Origin of the sequence: Halobacteriovorax sp. DPLXC-1, assembly GCF_036903125.1 — a bacterium.
GTDB lineage: Bacteria > Bdellovibrionota > Bacteriovoracia > Bacteriovoracales > Bacteriovoracaceae > Halobacteriovorax_A > Halobacteriovorax_A vibrionivorans.
In genome coordinates this window covers 16,387-40,175 of record NZ_JAYMCO010000003.1, presented here as the reverse complement: position 1 = coordinate 40,175, position 23,789 = coordinate 16,387, and the positions used below count along the sequence as shown (strand labels likewise).

18 protein-coding genes are annotated in these 23,789 nt (G+C 34.8%); 9 read left to right on the top strand and 9 right to left on the bottom strand.

All coding sequences use genetic code 11. The features are described 5' to 3' along the window. Window positions 1-71: 71 nt before the first annotated feature. Window positions 72-3,275, bottom strand: coding sequence for a UvrD-helicase domain-containing protein (locus VCM44_RS10130; protein WP_334678724.1), 3,204 nt, complete (start codon window positions 3,273-3,275; stop codon window positions 72-74). Then, window positions 3,275-5,581: a PD-(D/E)XK nuclease family protein gene (locus VCM44_RS10125; protein WP_334678723.1), complete on the bottom strand. Its 2,307-nt coding sequence runs from the start codon at window positions 5,579-5,581 to the stop codon at window positions 3,275-3,277. The genes VCM44_RS10130 and VCM44_RS10125 overlap by 1 nt, the downstream gene beginning before the upstream one ends. An 82-nt stretch (window positions 5,582-5,663) precedes the next feature. Here VCM44_RS10125 and VCM44_RS10120 point away from each other — a divergent pair, with 82 nt between their 5' ends. Then, the gene (locus VCM44_RS10120) at window positions 5,664-6,512 is read left to right on the top strand and encodes an Hsp33 family molecular chaperone HslO (RefSeq protein ID WP_115362207.1); all 849 of its coding nucleotides are present in this window, start codon (window positions 5,664-5,666) and stop codon (window positions 6,510-6,512) included. Between the two features lie 3 nt (window positions 6,513-6,515). On the opposite strand, the gene VCM44_RS10115 is transcribed toward VCM44_RS10120, so the two are convergent. Next, window positions 6,516-7,358 (bottom strand): hypothetical protein, encoded by an 843-nt coding sequence (locus VCM44_RS10115; protein WP_115362209.1) that lies wholly within the window; start codon window positions 7,356-7,358, stop codon window positions 6,516-6,518. Between the two features lie 261 nt (window positions 7,359-7,619). On the opposite strand from VCM44_RS10115, the gene VCM44_RS10110 reads away from it, so the two are divergent. From VCM44_RS10110 to VCM44_RS10090, 5 genes are all read left to right on the top strand, one after another. Further along, on the top strand, window positions 7,620-9,650 hold the full coding sequence (locus tag VCM44_RS10110) for a heterodisulfide reductase-related iron-sulfur binding cluster (protein WP_115362211.1): 2,031 nt from the start codon (window positions 7,620-7,622) through the stop codon (window positions 9,648-9,650). Continuing rightward, complete coding sequence (locus VCM44_RS10105; protein WP_115362213.1) at window positions 9,631-11,571, top strand: hypothetical protein; 1,941 nt, start codon at window positions 9,631-9,633, stop codon at window positions 11,569-11,571. The genes VCM44_RS10110 and VCM44_RS10105 overlap by 20 nt, the downstream gene beginning before the upstream one ends. After that, a complete protein-coding gene (locus VCM44_RS10100) occupies window positions 11,558-12,607 on the top strand; it encodes a hypothetical protein (RefSeq protein WP_334678722.1) in 1,050 nt (349 codons plus the stop codon). Before VCM44_RS10105 ends, VCM44_RS10100 begins: the two co-directional genes overlap by 14 nt. Beyond that, window positions 12,604-13,362, top strand: a complete 759-nt coding sequence (locus tag VCM44_RS10095) for a hypothetical protein (RefSeq protein WP_115362217.1) — start codon at window positions 12,604-12,606, stop codon at window positions 13,360-13,362. Before VCM44_RS10100 ends, VCM44_RS10095 begins: the two co-directional genes overlap by 4 nt. 116 nt (window positions 13,363-13,478) lie before the next feature. After that, on the top strand, window positions 13,479-16,145 hold the full coding sequence (locus tag VCM44_RS10090) for a valine--tRNA ligase (RefSeq protein WP_162929488.1): 2,667 nt from the start codon (window positions 13,479-13,481) through the stop codon (window positions 16,143-16,145). Window positions 16,146-16,171: 26 nt separating this feature from the next. On the opposite strand, the gene VCM44_RS10085 is transcribed toward VCM44_RS10090, so the two are convergent. The 6 genes from VCM44_RS10085 to VCM44_RS10060 form a co-directional block, all read right to left on the bottom strand. Next, a complete protein-coding gene (locus tag VCM44_RS10085; RefSeq protein WP_334678721.1) occupies window positions 16,172-17,125 on the bottom strand; it encodes a hypothetical protein in 954 nt (317 codons plus the stop codon). 36 nt (window positions 17,126-17,161) lie between these two features. Continuing rightward, window positions 17,162-17,674, bottom strand: a complete 513-nt coding sequence (locus VCM44_RS10080) for a hypothetical protein (RefSeq protein WP_334678720.1) — start codon at window positions 17,672-17,674, stop codon at window positions 17,162-17,164. Window positions 17,675-17,766: 92 nt separating this feature from the next. Further along, window positions 17,767-18,303 (bottom strand): GNAT family N-acetyltransferase, encoded by a 537-nt coding sequence (locus VCM44_RS10075; protein WP_334678719.1) that lies wholly within the window; start codon window positions 18,301-18,303, stop codon window positions 17,767-17,769. A 51-nt stretch (window positions 18,304-18,354) separates the two neighbouring features. Next, complete coding sequence (locus VCM44_RS10070) at window positions 18,355-19,287, bottom strand: hypothetical protein (protein ID WP_334678718.1); 933 nt, start codon at window positions 19,285-19,287, stop codon at window positions 18,355-18,357. Beyond that, window positions 19,268-20,002: an EI24 domain-containing protein gene (locus VCM44_RS10065; RefSeq protein WP_115362226.1), complete on the bottom strand. Its 735-nt coding sequence runs from the start codon at window positions 20,000-20,002 to the stop codon at window positions 19,268-19,270. The genes VCM44_RS10070 and VCM44_RS10065 overlap by 20 nt, the downstream gene beginning before the upstream one ends. Window positions 20,003-20,005: 3 nt before the next feature. Beyond that, window positions 20,006-20,416 carry a DUF309 domain-containing protein gene (locus tag VCM44_RS10060; RefSeq protein WP_115362228.1) on the bottom strand — a complete coding sequence of 137 codons (411 nt, stop codon included), beginning with the start codon at window positions 20,414-20,416 and terminating at the stop codon, window positions 20,006-20,008. Between the two features lie 130 nt (window positions 20,417-20,546). On the opposite strand from VCM44_RS10060, the gene hisC reads away from it, so the two are divergent. Genes hisC through VCM44_RS10045 form a run of 3 tightly spaced genes read left to right on the top strand, consistent with a single transcriptional unit; the run spans window position 20,547 to window position 23,787 of the window. After that, window positions 20,547-21,680: a histidinol-phosphate transaminase gene (gene hisC, locus VCM44_RS10055; protein WP_115362230.1), complete on the top strand. Its 1,134-nt coding sequence runs from the start codon at window positions 20,547-20,549 to the stop codon at window positions 21,678-21,680. Further along, a complete protein-coding gene (locus VCM44_RS10050; protein ID WP_120404089.1) occupies window positions 21,677-22,681 on the top strand; it encodes a fumarylacetoacetate hydrolase family protein in 1,005 nt (334 codons plus the stop codon). The genes hisC and VCM44_RS10050 overlap by 4 nt, the downstream gene beginning before the upstream one ends. Further along, a complete protein-coding gene (locus VCM44_RS10045) occupies window positions 22,681-23,787 on the top strand; it encodes a homogentisate 1,2-dioxygenase (protein ID WP_233500258.1) in 1,107 nt (368 codons plus the stop codon). The genes VCM44_RS10050 and VCM44_RS10045 overlap by 1 nt, the downstream gene beginning before the upstream one ends. Window positions 23,788-23,789: the final 2 nt, after the last annotated feature.

The window sequence follows — 23,789 nt, the reverse complement described above, 5'->3', positions numbered from 1 at the left end:
GTCCTGCCTTTCAAATAGTTGGATTTACAGAGATTATTTTAACATAAGATGTTAAGTACTAATTAAGTCGCTTATTGGTGGCATAAATTTCCATACAAACAAGATGAACAGTGCTTAATTCTTTTTCCGACCAAATCACTTAGTGTTTTCCACACTTCGAAGAGATCATTTTCAACATTACTGATTTCAATTTTCTCTTCAATAATTCTCTTCTCATCAAGGGCCAAAACTTTAAGATTTATAGTACTTGCCATATTTTCATTGATTAATTTCAGACCAAAAGCATAGGTTTTTAGCTGGAAGAAATATGATCTCAGCTTATCCTCATCAATTAGACCTGACTTAAAATCCCATATCTCCACTACTTGATTATTTTGATAGACTAAAGCATCTATAATCCCAGTTATCATCTGGCCAAAGAAAGAAAACTTAATTTGATGCTCACTTAGAATCTTTTCATGGGCCGACTTTTGAATATATTCATTTACCCACTCCACAATATCTTGTTCCTGAGGACTGTTAAACTTTAAGTCCTTGCCCTTAATTAAGTTTTCAACAAGAAAATGCAGACGATTTCCACGGTCGATATCAGAAACACCGAATGCAGAAGGAGTTTCAATTTCATTCTCTTTTGCGAATTCTTTAAAGTCTTCATCTAATTTCAAAACTTGGTTTAAATAAAACTTTCGTGAGCACAAGGCCAGTTCAGATAACTTTGTAACTGATAATTCTGAAATTAGTCCTAGCTTTGTAGTTGATTCAACATTTTTAATTCCAAGTGCATCCATGAAATAGATTGGTGAACGATTTGACGAGCTAACTTCATATGCAACTGAAAAGTCATCACATTCTACTTCGTTTAGACGATGAGTCCGAAGAGGTACAATCCAGCTATTATCTGAATGCTTTACTTCCTTCCCATTTACACTGATATCAAAATACTCAATATTTTCAACGGCCCGAGTACAGGCAACATAGAATAGTCGTTTTGATTCTGAAAACTCTTTTTGCTTTTTGATTAGTTTTTCTAGAATTAAATTAGGAGACGAGTTTAACTTCTTTGTATGTATATCAGCTCCCCAAGACAAGGCTCCAGGAAGTGAACCAAACTTTGATGTATCAACAACAGTACGTCCATTTGTATGAATACCACCTAATATAATTGTATCAAATTCAAGACCCTTTGAAGCGTGAGTTGTCATAATTCTTACATTCGCATTAGATAGATATGAAAAGCTTGCACTATAAGAGTCCTTCTCAAGAGACTTCAAGATTTTATAAATTTGATCTATATCTCCTTTAGCGCCACCTATAATTCCATTTATCTTTTCTGAATTATTCTTATATGTAGAACTCGATAGTCCGAGGTCAAATACAAAAGACCAAAACGCATATTCTACATTACTATTCTTGTACGTCCCTTTCATCTTAACGAGATCTTCAATTGTAAACTCTCGATACTCATTGTAGTAATGTCGACATACTCCATTAATTATAAAATTATAATAACGAGCAATAGCCTGTAACCTCTTTGAATCCGCCCCTTCTTTATCTGCTTCAATCAAGAAATTAATAAAAGCCTTAAAGATAATTACCAACGGATCTTCACCATATGGAATTTTAACCTGAGCAACAAACGGTATTTTCTTACTCATCAAATTTGAAATCAATTGCTTTGACGGGGCCAGAGTACGATAAAGAATACAAATTTGTTCTTGTGGATTTTCCTTGAACTTCTTTTCAATTAATTCAGCAATTGAACTGGCTTCAATATCGTCATAAACAGTAGAGGTAAGTCTTCCTTCGACCTCCATTTCAAGATCAACAATATGCCCTTTGACACTACCTAGAGCGGACTCTTTCACATCAGCTGGAAAGTTTTGATAATCGACCTTTACACTATATTGATCGTGCCCTTGGTATTTTTCACCCAAACCAAAGATGGTATCAAAGAATTGGTTATTAAATTTAACAACTGCTTCTTCTGATCGATAGTTATTAGACATATAGAGATTTTGAGGAATCAGTTTTTCTGTTTGATTAAAAACGGCAATCTCTCCTCCACGAAAACCGTAGATGGCCTGTTTCCTGTCACCAACACACATAAGCTTTTTAAAATTATCACCTATTGCATGACGTATTATTTGAAATTGTCCAGGTGAAGTATCTTGATACTCATCAACAATAATATAATCGAAGTTTTCCTGACAGAGCCTTCTTGACTCTTCAGACTCCTCTAAAGATTTCAAAGTTAAATATTCGATATCTGAGAAGTCCATACCGGGGTAATTATAATAATGTTCCTGAATATAATTAAATAGTTCTTTATATAAGCTTAACCACTCACGATATATATTTTCATTAGCAAAAAATTGATCGAAGTTCTCACCTTCTTTTTCAACAAACTTTAGTAATTTATTTGCATCTTCAATTAACTCACCAACTTCAAGTGGTATCCCCTTCGATTTACGTGGCTTATTTGCCTTATAGACTTCGCAAAACTTTTTAATATTTCCCCAATCATACTTATTAGAAGAAAAGAATGACTCGCTTGCATTTAAATGCTTCCACCATGCTTTTTTTGCGTGTTCTTCTGAATAGGTATCACTCGAGTAATGACATTTAAAAATATCGGAACATCCCAAAAGACCTAAAATATTCTCAAAGTATTCTTCTTCATTAAATTCTACATGATCAACATCAAGTGTTTGCCACTCATATCGTAACTCAGGACTAGCAAATACAAATTGCATCGAACTAGTAAGTGCATCAATATTTTTTAGAAATATTTCTATTTTTGGATTATTAAGATTTCGATTAAACCACTGCTTTGTAAGCTCTTCTATTTTTACATTTATTTTAAAGCGATCGACGATATCAAGATTAGCAGGTGCACCAAAGATATAGCCTCTCTTAATTAGTTTTAAACAGAAGCTATGGATCGTTGAAATACCTAAGGATTCGAGGGCCTCATCGATTATCTTCTTCTTATTTTTATCCTCAACATCGTTAAAGCGATCAAACATACGAGATTGAAGCTCACCAGCGGCTTCTTTAGTGAATGTCATAACGACTATTTTAGAAAGGTAAGCTTTCAAGTATTGACCAATATCTGGAACCTGTTGTTCTTCCAAGGCCGTATACTTTTCCTCTATTAAATAAGCTAAGTGTTCGATAATTACTCGTGTTTTCCCTGATCCTGCACCAGCGTTTAGAAGAACACCACCATCATGCTTTACTGCTTTTTCTTGTTCTGCATTTAATTGAATGGCCATTATTGTATCTCTCCTTTTGCACAGACAGGATTAGCGACACAGAAAGTACATGTTTGATTACTCATTGGTCTTGCAGGCCAAGTCTCTACCGAGCCCATTTCTTTAATAATTTCTTTCATATGATCCTGGAATTCATCAAGGTCAACTTCTTCGATCTGTTTAGACTTTGAATGGAACTCTCCAAAGAATACTTCATCCCCAATAAAGAATGAGTCCTTCAAGTTTTCAAGACAGAGATATCCGCCACCTTTTAATGAATGTTCACGTGACCATGCTCTATAATATGCTATAAGCTGAATTTTTCGATAATCAACGATATCTGTTTTATTAGGTATTGAACCTCCAGATGTCTTAAAGTCATAAACATAAAAGTCATTTCCTTTTTTAATTAGAAGATCAATGAAACCTTTATACTCTTCATTAACTTTTGAAATATCTCTTTCAAAAATTAATTCGACATCTTTGTCTTTCTTTATTTCTAACAACTTTATAATAATAGACGAACAATATGATTCAATCGCAAGCCTTAAGCTTTCAATATCAATTCTTTCTGGAAGTAGCGAGTTTTCAACAATAAAACGATTCAATGTGTTTTTAATTAACTCTCTCAATATAGATTCACTAAAGCTTTCATGCTTTTCAACATACGCTTCAATTACACTGTGATTAATTGTCCCAATATATCTTCTATCAATAAACGCCGAAGATGAAACATCAAGATCAACCCCTTGTGCATATTTCAAGTGCCACTTCTTTGGACAATCAATATAAGTTTGAATAAATGAAGGTGACAACTTCTCACCGACACTCGCTTTTTGCTGGGCCCTCTTTTCAAAGCTCAGTCTCTTACTTACTTCTAAATTATAATCGTTAAGATTTACGCCATCAAAAAGAGACTCTGCTATAGAGTTACCGTGTAGCAAACCTTCCTCAAGAATAAGCTTTCCACCACTTTGAATAAATTGTCTTATCAATGATCTCAAACTTGCAATATCTAAGGCTTTACTTTGAAGAGGACCAAAAGCACTAAAGATAACTAAGACATCATTTGAGAATCTTTGTGCTGTTGTTAAAGCTCCTAAGTCATCCTTTGAAATATAAAGATATTTATTTTCACAATCTTCTAAACTTAAAAGATTATCTCTTATTCCAATCGTTCCCGTGTCATCTTTAGTTAAATTAACAACAGATGTTCTTGGGAGATTCAGCCCTAATACTTCTTTAATTAGCTTCAGATCTGAGCTTCTGAGTTCTTCGTTAATCGTCGCTTTTTCTGAGTAAGCCTTAATTTCATTTTTAAAAGACAGGATTGTTTTCAATTTAATAAAATTATCTTCATTGAAATTTAGAAGACTTAATTTAGTTAAAAACTTTTGAATATCATCACAACTTAAAACTCCACCATTGAGATTTAGTTGTTCTTGGATTTTTGAAGTAATTTGATCAACGCTACTAAAAAATAATGCAAAATCAGTTTTAAACCTCTTTTCAGGTATCAGTAACGAATTGACTTGAGACAGGTCTAGGCTGTTTGAAAAACTAATTAATTGTTTGTCCTGCCTTATCAATTCACTAAAATATTCTGCACTTCGTCCAGATGGAATTGAAATATATTCGCAATCAATATTTTCAAAATCAATTTCCTCTTTCAACTGTTGCGTCTCTATCCAATTTGGCCAAAAGACTTTACCATCACATTGGTTGAAGACCTCCTTACTAATTGGAACATAGACCTCTGCTTTATTCCCCATCCCCTTCAACATATCTATTTGATTTGCATTAAGGTGATCAAATCCAATAAAGATATATCCGATATTCTCTTCGGCCCTAAATTGCTCACTTACTAATTGATACGATTTTTGTTCATCTACTATATTGAAATTTTCAACATATGTATGAAATCTCATCAGCCCAGCAATACACTCCTTCTCCAGAGTCTCTAACTGACTTAATTCTTCAATAAGATTTTGACTTAGATCATAAGAGCGTACTTCAGTGAAGAGTTCGAAACTAAAATGAAATTTTTCGTAGTCATCATTTACAGCAGACTTCCAAAAAGTCCATAGGTCTACCATTAATTCAGATTTTGATAATTTTGTTTGAGATTCACTAAGTTCTAGGTGATCTGATAAGAATTTTGCAATTGTTATAGTTTCACAAGTGGAAGCGAGTCCGCGACGAATAAGAATATCTCGGTAGAGATCGGCCCTTTGTGGTGAAGGACAGATAATTTGCCAATTTTTAATGTTCTCATTGCTGGCCAGCAATTCATCGAATTGATTCTCGTATAAGTAGAGATTTAACACGTAACGTTACCTTTTTTTAAGCTTCCTAATGACACTTTACTCGAAAAACGATATATAAAGCGCATACAAGGAGAATTTTACTGTGATTAAAGAAAGTCGTCTATTCAACTTCATTAATAAAGAAAAAACATTTGCAATCTCTTTCTTAGAGGGGCAGAAGGTTATTCACGATCTTGCACTAATTCACGGTGTCAACCAGCAAGGCTTTGCATTTTTAAGAGATATTACTCTTTCAATTCTTCCAATGATCAACTTTCTTAAGCCACAAGAAAATATGGGGATCTTTTTAGATTCACAAGAACCATATTTTAGATTCAAACTTGAAATGAATCAGGCAGGCTTCTTTAGAACTCTAATTCTTCCAGAAGAATTACCAGAGATGCCAAAAAAGATCTCAGGACACCTTAGAACTGCTAAGCAATTTCCTCATTCTAAATCTCCTTATACAAGTATCATTGAAGTTAAAAATAAAAATGTAAATGGAATCATTAATGACTTTTTTAAAAGATCATATCAAATGAATTCAGCAATTATTCTTAGTGAGGATAGTGACCAAGTTGCACTGATAACAAAACTTCCAGAAGTAAATGTCGATAAGGAAGAAGTTATTGAGTCTGTCAGCCTTGATCAATTTCTTGCTGAAAACAAAGAGTCTTTAGATACAATATTCAAAGAAGCACTTAATGAAGAAGGTCCAATTCAAGAGAAGTTTGAATCACTAGGTTATGATTACCTTACTTCAACTGAGATTAAATTTAAGTGCAGCTGTTCTCGTGATCGTATGGTAACAGGAGTGGCCAGTGTTGTAAGATCAAGTGGCTTTGACGATGTTTTCCACGAAGACCTATCGGTAGAAACAAAATGTGACTACTGTAAAACTGCATACCTTATTACAAAAGAAGAAGTTACAAACTTACTTAATCTACAATAGAGCTTAAAACGGTAATGTCGTTTCTTCTGAACGCCAGAAGAAGCGTCGATTTAAGTCAGACTCTAAATATAGTCCACAAAAATTTTCTGCCAAAGCGCCATCTGCCCAAACAGGGGCCATTAACTGTGACTTTTTATTTGTAGCGATAGGAATACTTCTCCATTTTTTATTAATTCTTTTCCAATCAATGGCCTTTGGAGAAGCCGAACTAACGACAATTAAATAATCGTTTGTTTTACTAATTCTCTTTCTTACTTGGATAAGAAAGTTATTTAGATTAGACATATAAGAGGTAAACCCTTTCACATCCTGCTTATTCAAAATATTAAGTAATTCGTAATCAACAATATTAATGAAGCGACGATTCGAATCATTCATCGCAGTTAGGACATGATTAAATAAATCTGTTGTTGTTGAGAAGCACTTATCTCTTTTGCACGATTTATCATAGTAAGTACTACCTTTTTGATATTCTTTCTTTTGTTGAAAGTGAAAAGTTTCTTTATCACTTGCAACTTTTTCTTTGGCCCCTGAGACGAATAGTCGAGTATTTTTGTAGAAATTTGTATTACATTTATCAATTTCTTTAAATTTTGGAGTTTTGCCACGATAAATAACCGAAGAACTATAGCCAGATCCATTTAAAACATCCCAAATTGCTCTTCTCTGATATTTTTCACAACTATTACTTGGAAGTGAATATCCATTTAGCTGTGTTAGAAGCTGGTCGTCGATGTCTGGAGTTACAGTCATCATATTATAAGACCACATCTTTCCAAAACAAGAATACTTTTCAAGCTCTGTTTGAGCATTGAAATTTAAGTTTTTAAAGTGCAAGTAGCCCATGTGCTCTTCACTCAGGCCAGGTATCTGAATAAAAACTAAATTTGAGGGATAGTTATTGAAAGAATGATTTTTTAAATTAATGGTTTTTACTCTTGAACAAGAAAAAAATAAGCCGAAGAGTATTAATAATATTAAGTTTTTTTTATTGTACAACATAATTTCTGACTCTTTAAATAAGGATACTTATGGTATATTACCATATATATAAGATTGAAATTATTAAAAATGTTATTCACCTACAAAAAGTAAGCGAGGGAAGAAATGAATCAAACTCTTGATGCTGCTACGCGAGAAATATTTTGGAATATTCCATACTCGTTTAAGGTTGTCATGTACATCCTATTTTTTGCAGCGGTCTTTGTTATGTTCAAAGGGCTTTATGAAAAAGCCAAATTTATTACAGGTAAGAAAGGATTCGATGCTGTAAAAGGCTTAAAAGATCTTTTCCCTGAAAAGTTAAACTGGAGTTCGTTTTTCAAAACGATGCTTCTAACAGGAAAAGTGCCTCGTTTCTTAAATGTTGCAATCTTCCACGGCCTTATTTTCTGGGGATTTGTAATTCTCTGGATTGCTACTGACCTAGTTGCAATTCATGCCGATACACCTTTTAAAATCTATAAAGGTAATGTTTACATCGTAATCTCATTCCTCGCTGATATTGCAGGTCTAATGGTTCTTACCGGAATCGCTCTTGCATACAAAAGAAGATATATTGATAAGCCTGACTACTTAAAAGCGACTAAGCCAAAGCAAGAATTATTTATGTACAGTATGCTAATTGCTCTTGTCGTTCTTGGTTACTTAATTGAAGGTGTAAGAATCATGGGAACAGGTATGCCTGTTGGTGAAGCAACATGGTCTCCTGTTGGATGGTTCCTTGCTACATTATTCCAAGGCATTCCACTTTCAGAGAAAGCTTGGGCATATACTTATCGTGGAATGTGGATGGTTCACATGGCAAATACAATGCTATTTGTTGCTGCTTGTGGAACAACTAAATTTTCTCATATTTTTGTTCTACCATTTGCTGCCCTTGTTACACCAAAAAGACGCGGGGCCCTTCTTGATCCAATGGACTTTGAAGATGAAACAGCAGAAACATTTGGTTTAGGTAAACTTTCTGAGTTAACAATTAAAAACAAGCTTGATCTTCTAGCATGTGTTGAATGTGGGCGTTGTACACAAGTATGTCCGGCCAATATCGCAGAAAGACCACTAGATCCAAAAACAATTATCACAAAAGCACGTGATCTTGCTTTTGATACAGCAGCTAAAGGTGAAACCGATGCTGACTTCTGGGAGAACTCGACTTACTCAGCAATCGAGCTAGACTCTTGTACAACTTGTGGTGCCTGCATGGAAGAATGTCCTGCAAATATCGAGCACGTTGACATCATCATGGGTGCAAAGAGATATAAGACTCTTACACTTGGTGAAGTTCCAGCAGATGCTGCGACAGCTGTTCAAAAGGTTCAAATCAATGGAAACCCTTGGGGAATCTCACAAGATGATCGCTTTAAGTGGGCAGATGGACTTGATGTTCCTGTAATCGAAGCAGGAAAGAAAGTTGATTATTTATACTATGTTGGTTGTGCTGGTTCATACGATGCATCTAACCAAAAAGTAGTTCAAGATACTGTTAAACTCCTAAAGAAGGCAGGCGTTGACTTTGCTGTAATGGGGAAAACTGAAAAGTGTAATGGTGACCCAATCAGAAGAATTGGTGATGAATACTCTTTCTTTGAAATCGCAATTGAAAATATTGCCAATATGAATCAATATGACTTTGATAAGGTTGTAACTCACTGTCCTCACTGTCTTCATACTATTGGTAAAGAATACGCGAAATTTGATGATGGTGACTTCGATACAGTTCACCACACAGAACTTCTCGCAGACCTTCTACGCTCAGGAAAACTAAAGCCAGAGAAAAAAGTAGAAGAAAATCTTACTTTCCATGATCCTTGCTACCTTGGTCGCCATCACGGTGAATACAACGCACCAAGACAAATCCTTGAAGCAACAGGTGTTGAAATCAAGGAAATGGATAAGACTAAAGACACTGCTCTATGCTGCGGTATGGGTGGTGGAAACATGTGGTACGAAGTTGAGGAAGGAAATGATCCTGCCGTTAACAGACTTGCCCATGTTGGAGAGAAGAAAGTTGAGAAATTAGCTACGGCCTGCTCTTTCTGTATGATAAACTTTAAGGGTGGAATTAGCGAAAAGACAGGTACAGAAAACCTTGAGATTGAGGACGTTGCCTCAATTCTTGCAAAAACTATCGATTAAATTAATTATACTAGGCTCAGTACTAACTGGGCCTAGTCTATATGCTCAATCAAATACACCTCAAAAAACAAAAGCCAAATTAACATTACCAGAGAAAGGACTCCTTGAATCATTTGAGGAAAAGCTAAACCTGTATCGTCAGGACATAGGTCAAAAAATTTTAAATCCTTCTAATGAAGAGAAAATAAGACAAATCTTTAAAGATGAAGAAAGAATTGAATTATCAACACGCCAAATAAATACAATTCTTCTTTATTCACCAGACTATTACAAAGAACTGTATCGTATTAATAATTGTTCAATCTATACTCTATTAAAAAACCGACTTATCAACATTAACGGAACTCCCCTATTAAACGTGGAAGCTACGGTAACAGAAGGAGAGAAAAAGACAAAGGCAATTGTCCCGATTGATTCTTTCTTATCTCACTATTATAAAAGCAACTGTCGACTTTCTTTTAAACAAAGTCGTGTATTTGAAAAAGGACTCCTAGCAGATACTTTCAAAAAAATTACACCAAAGTTTCCAACTTCCAAAGGACAATGCTTAGATCAATATAATAATTTAAGTGCAAATATAAATGTCGATCATATTTGTAGTGCCCCTTATACAATTGATCTTGCCTCTAAACTTAGTCAAAATTTAACAGAAAATGATCTTTCAATTAGAGAAAGAAGTTATATAAACTCACTTAGAAGACAAGCAAAGACTTATACTGAAGAAATTAAGGAAAAAGATCTTCTATACTTTAGAAACTTCTGTTCTAACCTAAATCGAAAAGAAAAATTCTGTAATAATTATGCTCAGCAAGACTTTTGGGCATTAATAAGAAATAAACAAAGATCAAGAGATTATATTAAGCAAAGATGTCAGAACATCTTTAAGAAAGAAGACTTAAAAGATGTTGAATATATAAAATGTATAAAGCTATTAAGACAAAGACCTGAAGTATGTGAAACGAAAGGACCTAGAGAAGGAAGTGTTCTCTATCCGATGCCAGACTGTCAAAAAGTCTCTGAGACATTAATGGTTTCGAGATTAAAAAATAATTTTAATGATTGTCCAAAGTTCATAGGAAATCTTGCCATTGTAAATGGAGCAAGAGTGATAAAGCACTTTGCAACAAATGATATAAAAAGCAATGACTGTGTATTTCCAAGCTATGAAAAGATTTATGGGCTCTATCTTGAGTCAGATGAAGAAGATAAGTGGCCTCTAAAGATTTGTTATACTTCGATAAGTAAGGAGAAGAAATGTCTTCCTTATATTCCAGGTAACTCAAAAGAAAATTACAATGCTTTAAATATGGTTGTAGCTAATATGCTCTATCAAACCAAAACAGTATCAAATAGAATCAAGTGCCAGGAAGTTTCCAAAAAAGAATACAATCCCCTTCGCTTAAAATATAAAGCTGGATGTTGGATTGTTCCTGAAGAAGTAGCATGTCGTACTGTATCTTGTAAGTACAAAATCATGTTAGACAATAGAGCGATTAAAGAAATTTGGAGTGAAGGACAATTAACCTTTGATTATTTTAAAACAAAGTATAACTCAACTGATTCCTCAATTCATGATCGAATGATCAATCTTTTAAGACTAAAGGAACAAGAGATTAACTCTCTTTCTTCTCTTAAGTTCTTTTTAGATAAAAAGAAAAACGGAATAATTCACGGAATGGGTTGTGGTGAAGATCTTTATCCATCACATTACCAAAGCACTAAACTTGGAATCTGTACTCCTATGCCATTTATAATCGATGGCCATAAAGAGATTAACAACAATACCTACTTGAGTTTCAGAGGGGCAATTGACGATGTGAACTCCCCAAGACTTATGCTCTGGGCAAACGTCTTCACTGCATTATCACGTTATTCAACCCTATCACCTTTAAAAGCATGGGAGTTTTATGGCATTTACTAAAGCTCTTTTACTTATCTTGATACTATCGAATAGCTTAGTTATGGCCAGGACTAAGCTCCTTGAGTTTTCAACAAGACAAAACGTTCATAACTTAAAGCTCGACAGCCTTACAGGTGTTACATTTTATCTAAAGGGTAAGAACACTTTAGCTTATTCAGCAAAGAATAGAGCAAATGTTGTCATTGAAAAGAAGTCTAATAGCGAGTTTGATGTAATTAAAGTTAATGATGATCTTTATATTATCAGTGTGAAAGAGAATCATTTTAAGAATTTTAGTTTCTTTCAAGATTCTGAGATATATTTTTATAATATAAAGTCCAACGAACTTAATTTTATCTCTAAAGGCTCATATCCTAAGTTCCATAAAAAAAGTGGCTATATTTCATTTACGAAAGAAGACAAAGATAAGCTCTTTATAGAAGTTATCAATACAAGAAACTATTTGGATCGCTTCCAGATCCCACTTAAAACAAGGGATCTTCTCTATCGTCCACAAACGGTTATTTTCGATGATAGTCTCATCTACTTCACTGATAGAAACAAAGACTTTTACGAATATGTTTCAATCTATAATAACAGATCCAAAAAGCAGTTTTTATTACATGAATTTGATACGACAAATTCTAAACTTAGTCTAACAAGTGATAATGAAAGAATTTATATTCTTGAGACTGCCATATCAAATAAGTCATATGTACAACTCTCAAGCCTTGAGAAAGGCTCAATCGACTATACTAAAAAGACGCCACTCTTTAATACAACATACGGTCCAGCTTATAATCTTCAATATAATAGTGGTGAATTAAACTTCATTTTGACTTTAAAGAGTAAAAATTCAAATCTAATTAATCAAAGAGAGCTCGTCTCATTTGATCTTAAAGAAAAGAAACTTTTTAAAAGAACAGACCTAAATTATGTTTCGACATATACGATTCAAAATGAAAAAGTTCTTATTCCTTATAAAGATAAAATCTATCTACTAACAAATAAAGAAGGGAAATATTCAATAAACGAGGAGATTAAATCACAATTATGAAATTAATTATTTCGTTTCTATTTACTCTTTCAATCCTAGCATCTGCACCTAGCGAGAAGGAAATCAAATTTGCTTCTAATGTAAGTCCATATCTCAAAGACCTTATCTTAGAATTATATTTAAATAGTAAAATCACACAAGAAGAAGTCGTCATACTGGGAGAAAACCTTTTGGCCCCTATTGATAATGATTTTATTGAGCTTTCTATCATGGATACTGTTTTAAAAACAAAGACGACAAAAGAATACAAACATATTGATATTTCTCAAGGCCTTTTTAATGAACTGGAAAAAGAAGTGCTTAAGTTAAATCAAGAGATGTATTTTTCTAAAAGAATTGCAAAGAAAATTCTAAAAGACTTGGGGGAGCTACTAACTAACCAAACTCTTCGAGAATATAATGCTTATATAAAAAGTACTGATAGAAATAAAAAAGCTTCAAAAGAGCTTTCCCAATTCATGAATCGCATAAGCTATCTTCAGTTTTGGATTCAGACACTAAGGAAACCAGCTGCAACAAGAAAGCAAACATTACTTGATACAAACTTAGAAGTTTTTAATGTTGTTAACAGAAACCTTCAAGTAGCATCACGAACTGGTAATCAAAATACTAAAGGCCAGTATATTTCAATTAATGACATTGATCTTATAAAGGCACGCCGTGCAGTTGATAAACTCTTTTTTGACACAACTCCCCAGAAAGATCCTGACTATCAAGCACCTGAAGAACTCCCAGATCCCGTGGATTCTTGGTAGATCCCATCAATATATTTTTGAAATTTCAATAGTTTACCCATCTATTTTTAAAAGAAAAAATGTGTATCATATGATATATAATTTCAAATAGTTAAATCGATAAAAGGAAGAAAGTTGTGACAAAATCATTCGAAGATTTACCGAAGACTTATAGCTCAAATGATGTTGAGAAAAAGTGGTATAAAAAGTGGGAAGGTGAAAAGTACTTCGCTCCAAAAGCCGGAAAGACAGGTGAGTCTTTTTGCGTCATCATGCCACCTCCAAATGTCACAGGTATTCTTCACGCAGGTCACGCTCTTGATATAACAACACAAGATGCCCTTATTCGTTTTAAAAGAATGAAAGGATATGAAACTCTGTTCCTTCCTGGTATGGATCACGCAGGTATTGCAACTCAATCAAAAGTTGAAGAGCTAATTTGGAACGAAGAGAAGAAAACAAAGCACGACTATTCTCGAGAGGACTTCTTAAAGAAAATTTGGGAATGGAAAGAGCAATATGGTGGTGTTATTGCAAACCAACAAAAAGTAATGGGTGCAAGTTGTGATTGGGATTACTCAATGTTCACAATGGACCCTGAGGCAAATGATGCTGTAAGACGTGCATTTGTGACTCTTTATAATGAAGGCCTTATCTATCAATCAGATTATATTGTTAACTGGGATCCAAAACTACAATCAGCAATTTCTGATGCAGAAGTGGATCACAAAGAAGTTAATGGTGCCTTCTATCATATTCTATATTCTGTAAAAGATAGTGATATTAAGCTAGAAATTGCAACGACACGACCAGAAACTCTTCTTGGAGATACAGCTGTTGCCGTTAATCCAAATGATGAAAGGTTCGCTCACTTAATTGGTAAGAAAGCGATTGTTCCTCTATGTAATAGAGAGGTTCCAATCGTTGGTGATGAGCATGTTGATATTGAAAAAGGAACTGGTTGCCTTAAGGTTACACCTGGTCATGACTTTAATGACTTTGATATTGGAAAACGACATAATCTTGAAATAATCAATATTCTTAATCTAGACGGAACTCTTAATGAGCACGGACTAGAGTGGCAAGGCCTACCTTGTAAGAAAGCTCGTAAAGGCGTAGTTGAAAAGTTAAAAGAACTAGAGTTATTTGTTAAAGAAGAAAAGCACGTACATCAAGTTGGTCATGGAGAAAGATCAGGCGTTGTTATTGAGCCAATGATTTCAAAGCAATGGTTTGTTGATGTAAATTCTATGGCCAAAGAAGCTGTAGAAAGAGTTGAGGATGATACAACTCGATTCTATCCTAAAGGGTGGGAGAACACTTACTTTGCTTGGCTTCGTGAACCAAAGAATTGGTGTGTTTCACGCCAGCTTTTATGGGGACACCGAATTCCAGTATTTACTTGCAACTCTTGTGAGCACCAATGGGCAGACGAAGAACTTGAACCAAGCTCTTGTCCAAAGTGTAGTACAAAAGATTATACACAAGACCCTGATGTACTAGATACATGGTTCTCTTCTGGGCTATGGCCAATGACGACACTTGGCTGGCCAAATAAAGAAAGAATGGAACAAAGAGGATTCGATAAGTTCTATCCTACTTCAGTACTTATTACAGGTTTTGATATCATTTTCTTCTGGGTAGCTAGAATGATGATGATGGGAACAAAATTCTCTAACAAGGTTCCTTTTGATAAAGTTTATATCCATGCAATCGTTCGAGATAAACTTGGTCGCAAGATGAGTAAATCTCTTGGTAATGGAATTGATCCGATTGAAATGGTTGAGCAATATGGTGCAGACGCATTTCGTTTTACACTAGCAGCAGGCTCTGGTTACAATCGTGCCATTAATCTTGATCCAGAAAGAATCGCAGGATACAGAAACTTCATTAATAAGATATGGAATGCTTTCCGTTTCATCTCACCATTCTTAGATCTTGCAAATAAAGAACTTCCTGCAAAGCTTGATGATCAAGAGAAATGGATACTATCAGAACTTAATGATGCAACGAAAGTTGTCAATGAATCACTCGATGCTTTCCGCTACGACGATGCATGTTCTGAAGTATATTCATTTGTATATGATAAATTCTGTTCTTGGTTTATTGAACTTTCTAAAAACACTCTTAACGGAGATGATCAAGAAGCAAAAACTCAAAGAGCAACTGTTCTAAAGTACTGCTTTAGAAAGATCACTGCCCTTCTTCACCCAATTACTCCTTTCATCACTGAAGAGCTATGGGGATACTTAAAGGAAGAAAACGAAGACCTATTAATCTCAGCCGATTACCCAGAATACGATACATCTCTTAACTACCCAAGTGAACAAGTTAAGATGAATAAGTTTATTGAAGTTGTCTCAAGTATTCGCTTCCTAAGACAATCAGTAAATATTAAACCTAAAGATGAGGTTGAAGTTGTCCTTTTAACAGATGATGAAGAAGCATCTTCTTACTTTGCAGACAATATGGCAGGCTTACAAGATCTCGCTCGTGCAAAAGATGTAGAGATTGCAGCCAAATCTACTGAGAACCCGAAAAAGTGTATTATGAAAGCAACAACTCACACGGATATCTTCTTAAAGCTTGATGGTGTAATTGATCTAGATGCTCAAATCAAACGTCTTGAAAAAGATTATGATAAGACAAAGAAAGAGCTAGATAAAATTGGCAAGAAATTAAATAACGAAAAGTTTATGGCAAATGCACCTGATGAAGTCGTTACAGAAGTTAGAGAAAAAGCCGCAAGCTTTGAAGAAAAAATAAAATCACTAGAAGAACAAATCGAACAATTCAAATCATAAAAAAAGGCCTCTTTAAAGAGGCCTTTTTATTTCTTTAATCGATATATATTTCGAGTTGCTCCTATTGGAGTGCCATCTCTTTTAGCAAATGGTTTCCAGCTCATCTCTCTACCTACGAATATAAACTCACCTAGATCTAGTTTCTTATTTGAATAAAACCGATTTGAATCAACAGTAATTTTTCTTGGATCTAAGTCATGAGGTAGTTTTAAAGTACCTTTAGATAATTCACCAGCTTTCTGCGACTCTAATACATCTAAAACTAATCCATTCACTTTAATGGCAACACTTTCAGAGTCAACTTGTGAAAACCTTTCATAATTGATTTCGAAAAATTTTGGGTCTTTATTTTCATTATTATATGATTGAAAATCCTCTAGTAATTCACTCTCAATATCTATTCGTCCACCTGGGCCAAAAGTATTTTTATAATGTCCTAAAGCATTTGCAGAATATTTTATTGAACGACGTAATCCTCTTCTAACTTCAACTTTTTTATCAAATGAGTGAGTTACTAGCTTCTTATTATTTTTGTAATAGCCATTTTTAGTAAACGATTCCAACATCTCTTTTGCATTACATCCAACAACACCTAGATACCTTAGGTTTTTATGAACTGTTTTAAATAGATCTTTAACATCATTTCCATAGTAATCGACAACTGCTGACTCTGAATTTATACCAGCACCTATTTGGGCCTGTCCCTTAGCATGAGAAACCCAAAATATCGCCAGGTTCTCCGGATTCTGTAGTTCCTTCCAAAGAGTTACCTGATCTACCTTTTCTTTGATAACAACTTCATAACCTGAGCCTTCAAAGTGCTTTTTAAAGATTTTCTTTAATGGTCTTTCGATCTCCCAATCTTTCTTATGATACCAAATTCTTGGTGTGTCTAAAGAAGACATTAGGACAACTCGTGCTGCAAGAGCATTCGTCGATAGAGATATAAATAGAAGAAATAGATAGATTACTTTCATCATTAAAGTAAATATGGAGGCAGTTGCCTCCATAATTTATTAATCAACCTTTGGAGTTGCTAATGCCTTCATTACTTTAAATGTATTTGGCGATAAGAATTCTTCGTATTCTTGCCATACATCAGCAGCATCTTCATCAGAAGAATCTTTATCTAACTCTGCGATGACTTCACTAAATACAGCGTTTACTTCTTCAATCTCAGCATTGTAAGAATCAACTTCAACAGAAGTTAAGCCAAGATCAGCGGCCGTTTTAAGATCTATTTTCTTAAACTCAGCAACACCTGATTCCTCGTTTAAGAAGATCATACCAATAATCCAACCAGCAACCATAGGTGCTAGACAACCTTTTTCACCATCACATAGTGTTTTCTTCATTACGTAAGAACCACCATAACCGACAGCGATAGTTGCAAGACCTGTAAGTGCCAACTTTGAAGCAGCAGCAGGACTAAAAAATGCAGTGTAAATTCCAATTGTAGCGTTTGATGAACGTACAGGAATTACAGTTAGAACGAGCGATAGTATCGCCGTTGAGATAACTTTTTTCATTACTTTCCTCCAATTTGATTTGGTGGAAACTACCATAAATATAGTTAATTTATTTCGAATATGAAGTTTTTACAGATAATTTAAGTAATTAATTATATTTCGAAGTAGAAGTACTCTTCTTGGTAAACTTCCCCGTTGAATTCAAATGGAGACTCTTTCAACAACTTAGCACCGTTATTGATAAAAAAACCTTTTGAAGGATTCTCTTTAAATGTACAAAGATAAAAGCAATCAAAACCACGGTTTTTAAAATCTTTCACAACTGCTTCAAATAACTGTTTACCCATTCCTGACTTTTGATATTTTTTTAAAATATAAAAATCATAAATTTCACCAGGGATACCATGTTCATGCTCTCTCGCTGGTCCATAATCGATAAATCCAGCAACATCACCATCAGGGCCATGAAAGACAAGTGTCCCCCCCTCTGTTGGGCGTCTTGGAATTTTTCTTTCCCAAGTTTGTTGAACGTCGGAGTATTTAAGTGAGTAGAGATATTCTTTTGAAAGAATGCCTTTGTAATTTTCCCAAAAGCAATCAACATAAATGCGGGCCAGAGATTTGATATCATCAACCTCGACAGGAAGGATTTCAAATGGTGCAAATGTATGATCTTTTGCGGCCGCCATAGGTTTATTTTATCAACTTTCCCACTGGCCCGCAACGTTGGGGCTTTGTGCTTAAGGAACGAGCCTAAGTGACTGATAATTTAAGATATAATCTTCTAAATCAGGAAAAGCTTTCAATGAGATCGTCTCACTTATACCGTATGAAAGAAGAGAACTTCCGCTAAAATTAAGTCGACCAATTGACTCAGGCATGTACTTCCACTGTGGTAGTTCATCATCTTCGTCACAAATAAGAAATGCTAACTGACCTCGGTTTCGAGACATTTGAGCGATGGCCAGATTATCAGTTATAACTCCATCAAACTCATCGATTCGACGGGCCAAAACATTTGAAGACTCACTAAAAAGGCTTATTGCTCCATGAACTTTAACGGCATCATAGATATCCACGCTTTGTGGGGATATGTAACCATGTAGTTTTATCGTAGGTAAACATTCTGCGATAAAATTAATTTTTTCAATGAATGCTACATCCATTTTATGTGGAAAAGAGATAAATATATTTCTTATATTTTGATGAGTGAAAGAATTATCGATTGCAGGGTTATTAAAGTCACCTTCGATTGCATTTAAACTGCTAACTTTTTTTTCATCAAGAAATTCTCCTGAGAACTCAGGAAGTGAGACCTGATAGAAAAAGCTTTTTGGGCCACCTTGTAATCCTATTTTTATATTTGCTCTAAAGGCCAAACCTAAGAATGCAGAATACATATCGCTAATAAAGTCGATATAGTAATCAGTATTAAAAATATCGTGAAGATTTGCAGCAAATTTATGTGCAGCAAACATCGATTCTGTTTCCTTTTTAGATATTGGATAGGCCCAACAACGAGAAGGTAACCAAAAGTCTTCTAATTCAAGCCCATCATTGTAAACGATGGCCACTTGATTATCTTCATTCTCATTCAATATCGCTTGTACTACAGGTAAAACAGAGGCGAACTCTGTTGCATCTCCTGTAACCCTAAGAAGAAACTTCTTCATTACTTGCCTGCTTATTTATTCTTAACTCACAAAAGATAACAGTAAAAAAGACAACTGCTAGAGGTAAGAAAAATAGATTTAAAAGAGGGATCGAAATAAGAAACATAAAACAAACTCCACCAAGTAAATAAGGAAGAAAGCCTTTTCTTACATCTCTAATGCATTCTGAGACTCTAAGCTCATGTCTTGCCCATGAGTAGTCGATAAAAGAAATTGCTAAGATTAATCCACCTAAAATAAAAGTAACTGGTGGAAAAACAAATCCAAACGCGATGTTTATCACTGATAAAATAACAATGACTCCTACTTTCTTTACTTCGTTTAAAAGAATGCTAGGTAATCTTTTAAATGTAGCAACAAGAGTGTCTGACTCTTTTTTTTGAAGATTATATATAACTTCAACTCTTGCACTTAACATGTCATTAAATGGAGAGGCGATAAAAGAGATAACAAGGAAAAAAGTCCAATTAATAATAACGCCTAATAAGACAATCAACACACCAGAAAAGACAGTACTCACCCATCCTTGATCTGGATACTTTTCATTAATATAACCATGACCCCATGTTGAGACTTCATTAAATGCGTATTGTCCTAAAAAGTAATAGAGAGCAAAGCCAATAATTACCGGACATAATGCAATAAGAATCATCTTCTTATCTGATTTTAAAATATTCATTGAGCGAAAAAAGAAATATGGAATTTTACTTACCATTTTTTATACACCTTGTTTTAATGGAAATTTAAAAGACTTTAACTCTTTAAAGTCTGAAAGCTTTGGAGAATGTGGAATCTTCTTTACTATTCTCTTAAGCCTTTGCCAGTCTAAATATTTATCCATTATATCTGACTCCACGTGATTTTTTTCGATGAAGTCAATTTTACCTTTTGCTTTATTAACCATCCCACTTGCTCCATTAAGATTGTCATCCTCATGGTGATAGAGAGACGTAGCTAGTTGAATAACTACCCAATAAACATAACGAGCATTATCTCCCATTGCATCCATCCATAGATCTTCAATAACTTCATGGCACATCCAATAGTGCCCAGTGTTATATAATTCTAGACCTTCTTGAATAAGCTCTAGATGTTCAGGGGTAAATTGTCCAAAGTGATATTTCGTCATAAATGATAGTCTAAATCATCCTAATCCTAAGTACATGATGCACCGGTCAAAACTATTCAATTAGCACTAAAGAAGTTAGAATCACTCAGGTTAATATCAATTTAAATTACTTAGAAGAATAAGGAGCAACATGCACCGCAAAGACCTTGTCCCAGAATATTTAAAAAACTTACAAGTTTACCAAGCAGGTAAACCTATTGATGAAGTTGTAAGAGAGAAAGGACTAACAAGAGTTTCAAAACTTGCCTCAAACGAAAATCCACTTGGGCCATCTCCATTTGCTATTCGTGAAATGACAAGAGGACTCTGGGATCTTCATCGTTATCCAGATATGCATGCATATGCTTTAAAATCTAAACTGGCAGATATATACGATTTAAAACTTGAAAATATTATTTTAGGTAATGGCTCTGAAGGTATTATGGCCTATATTGCTCGAGCTTTCCTAAGACCGGATGATGAAGTCTTAACATGTGATAATACTTTCATTGGTTTTTATATTCTTGCACGAAGTGTAGGAGCAAAACTTAATAAAGTTCCACTCACTGAAGACTATCGCTTTGACGTAAAGGCATTAGCTAAAAATATTACAGATAAAACGAAAGTCATCTATATTGCAAATCCTAATAATCCGACTGGAACTTATATTACAAAAGAAGAATTTGATTATCTAATGGAGTACGTACCTCCACATGTTCTCGTAATACTTGATGAAGCCTACTTTGAATTTGCTCAAGATCAAGAAGATTACCCAGACTCAATGAATTACCGATATGATAACGTTCTTACTTTAAGAACTTTTTCTAAAGCCTATGGCCTATCTGGAATTCGCGTCGGATACGGTTTTGGCCATGCAGAATTAATAGGCTATCTTTCTAGAGTTAAGCTTCCATTTGAACCTAATTTAATTGGACAACTTGGAGCTGTTGGCGCACTTGAGGATCAACCACACCTAGATCGTACACTTAGAAATAATAGAAAAAGATATGATGAACTAATGAGCTTCTTAGAAGAGAGGGACTTCTCTCCTATTAAGTCCATAACAAATTTTGTCACAATTAAAACAGGCAGTAGTGAAGCAAGTGACTTTATGTTTGAGGAACTCCTTAATGAAGGTGTTATTATAAGAAAACTTGTTGCCAATGAAATGCCAGAATTCGTACGCATCAGTATTGGAACGAAGGATGAGATGAAGCACTTCTTTGAAGCTTTTGACAGAATACTACCTGCATATAACAAAAGATTTAGAAAGGATCTCGTATGAAAATTTGTCAGTACATAACTCATGGATCAAATCGACCAGAAGCAAGACTTGGAATTCTCACTGATGACGGTCTTGTCATTGACCCTAACAACGTTTGGGCATGTGATTATGAAAGAGAAGGTTATTTTAATTTTTGGCAAAGGGCCAATCATGTTTGCCCTCCTTCTCTATTAGAGATTCTTCAAACAAAAGATGATCCAATTGATTTCTTAGGGGAATGTTATGGCCTTTATCTATTCTTAGAAAAAGTAGGTGATCTTACTCTTAAAGATGGTACACCAATTGCCTTTAAAACTGATGATGTTAATTTGAGAACTCCTATTGATAAAATTCCAAATTATCGCGACTTCTATGCACATGAAAAACATGTTGCTGCTGGATTCAAAAAAAGAAAAGAGCCAATTCCAGAAGCTTGGTATGAGATCCCTGCTTACTACAAAGGACCAACTCATGGTTTTATTGGCCATCAACAAGAAGTTCTTTGGCCAAGTTATACAGAAATTCTCGATTATGAATTAGAGCTAGGAATGGTAATCGCAAAAGATGGAATTAATATTCGTGAAGACGATGCAAAGGATTATATCTTTGGCTTCACTATCCTAAATGATATATCAGCTCGCGATATTCAAAAGAAAGAAATGGCCGTCCGTCTTGGGCCGGCCAAAGGTAAAGACTTCTGTTCAGTCATTGGACCAGTTATTACAACATTTGATGAATTTGATTTTAAAGAACCAAATCTTAAAATGACTGCAACGGTTAATGGTGAGAAATGGTCAGAAGGATTCTCTGGAGACTCTCATTACAGTTGGGCACAAATGATTGCTCACGTCTCTCAAGACGAATGGGTACTATCTGGTGATCTTTTTGGCTCAGGTACAGTTGGTACAGGATGTGGACTTGAGATCGATAAATGGCTAAAGCCTGGGGATGAAATCACACTTGAAGTAGAAGGTATTGGAAAGTTAACCAATAAAATAGGATCTAAAAGAGGTACTAGATAATGGCAACTGATAATAAAATGGAAAGTTTTAAAGCAAGCGGTGTCTACACTAAGCAGGCACACGTTGATATCCCCGAGGGGTTATATGAAGAAGAACATGGACGCAATGGCTTCTTTGGGCGAGTCAGCCAACTTTATCACACACAACCACCAGTTAACTGGACAGATATTTCGGGAGACTTAAAACCTAAGAATCTTCCTTCACTTTTTTCACATCCAGATCTTAAAGATGACTTTCAAACGATCTTAGCTAATACAGATTGTGAACTAAGTCTTGGAACACTGACAAAGTCTCTGGACTTCTTTTTAAGAAATGCAGACTTTGATGAACTTTACTTTGTTCACGAAGGTAGTGGAACTTTTGAAACAATTTATGGACACATACCTTTTGTTAAGGGTGATTACATCGTTATTCCTCGCGGTACAACTTATATAATAAAGATTACTGAAGAGGCTAAATTCTTCCAAGTTGAGTCTCGCTCAGAATTTGAAGAGCCTTCACGTGGACTTCTTGGGCCAAATGCACTTTATGATCAGACGGCGAAGTTTACACCTGAAGCTGCACTAGGTTCAGATCAAGATTGGTCAGAATATAAGGTAAGAGTTAAAAGGCTTGGTGAAATTACAACCATCACTTATCCATTTAACCCTCTTACGGCAAAAGGATGGAAAGGATCAGTCTATCCATGGAAGATTTCAATCTATGATATCTGCCCTATCATGAGTCATCGCTATCATGTTCCACCATCAGGTCACACAACTTTTGTAGCAAAGAACTTTGTGGTTTGCTCATTTGTAGAAAGACCACTTGAGGATAAGAAACATAAGGTTCTTAAAGTTCCTTTCTATCACTCTAATATCGATTTTGATGAAGTCCTTTTCTATCATCAAGGAGACTTCTTTTCTCGTGATAATATCGATGCAGGAGCTCTTACATTTCACCCTCAAGGCGTTCATCACGGGCCACACCCAAAAGCCTTTAAAGCAGGTGAAGATAAATTATACACTGACGAGTATGCTGTCATGGTTGATACTCGCTACCCTCTAAAACCAACTAAGTGGTTTGAAGAGAATGAAAATAAAGACTACTGGAAAAGCTGGATGTAATT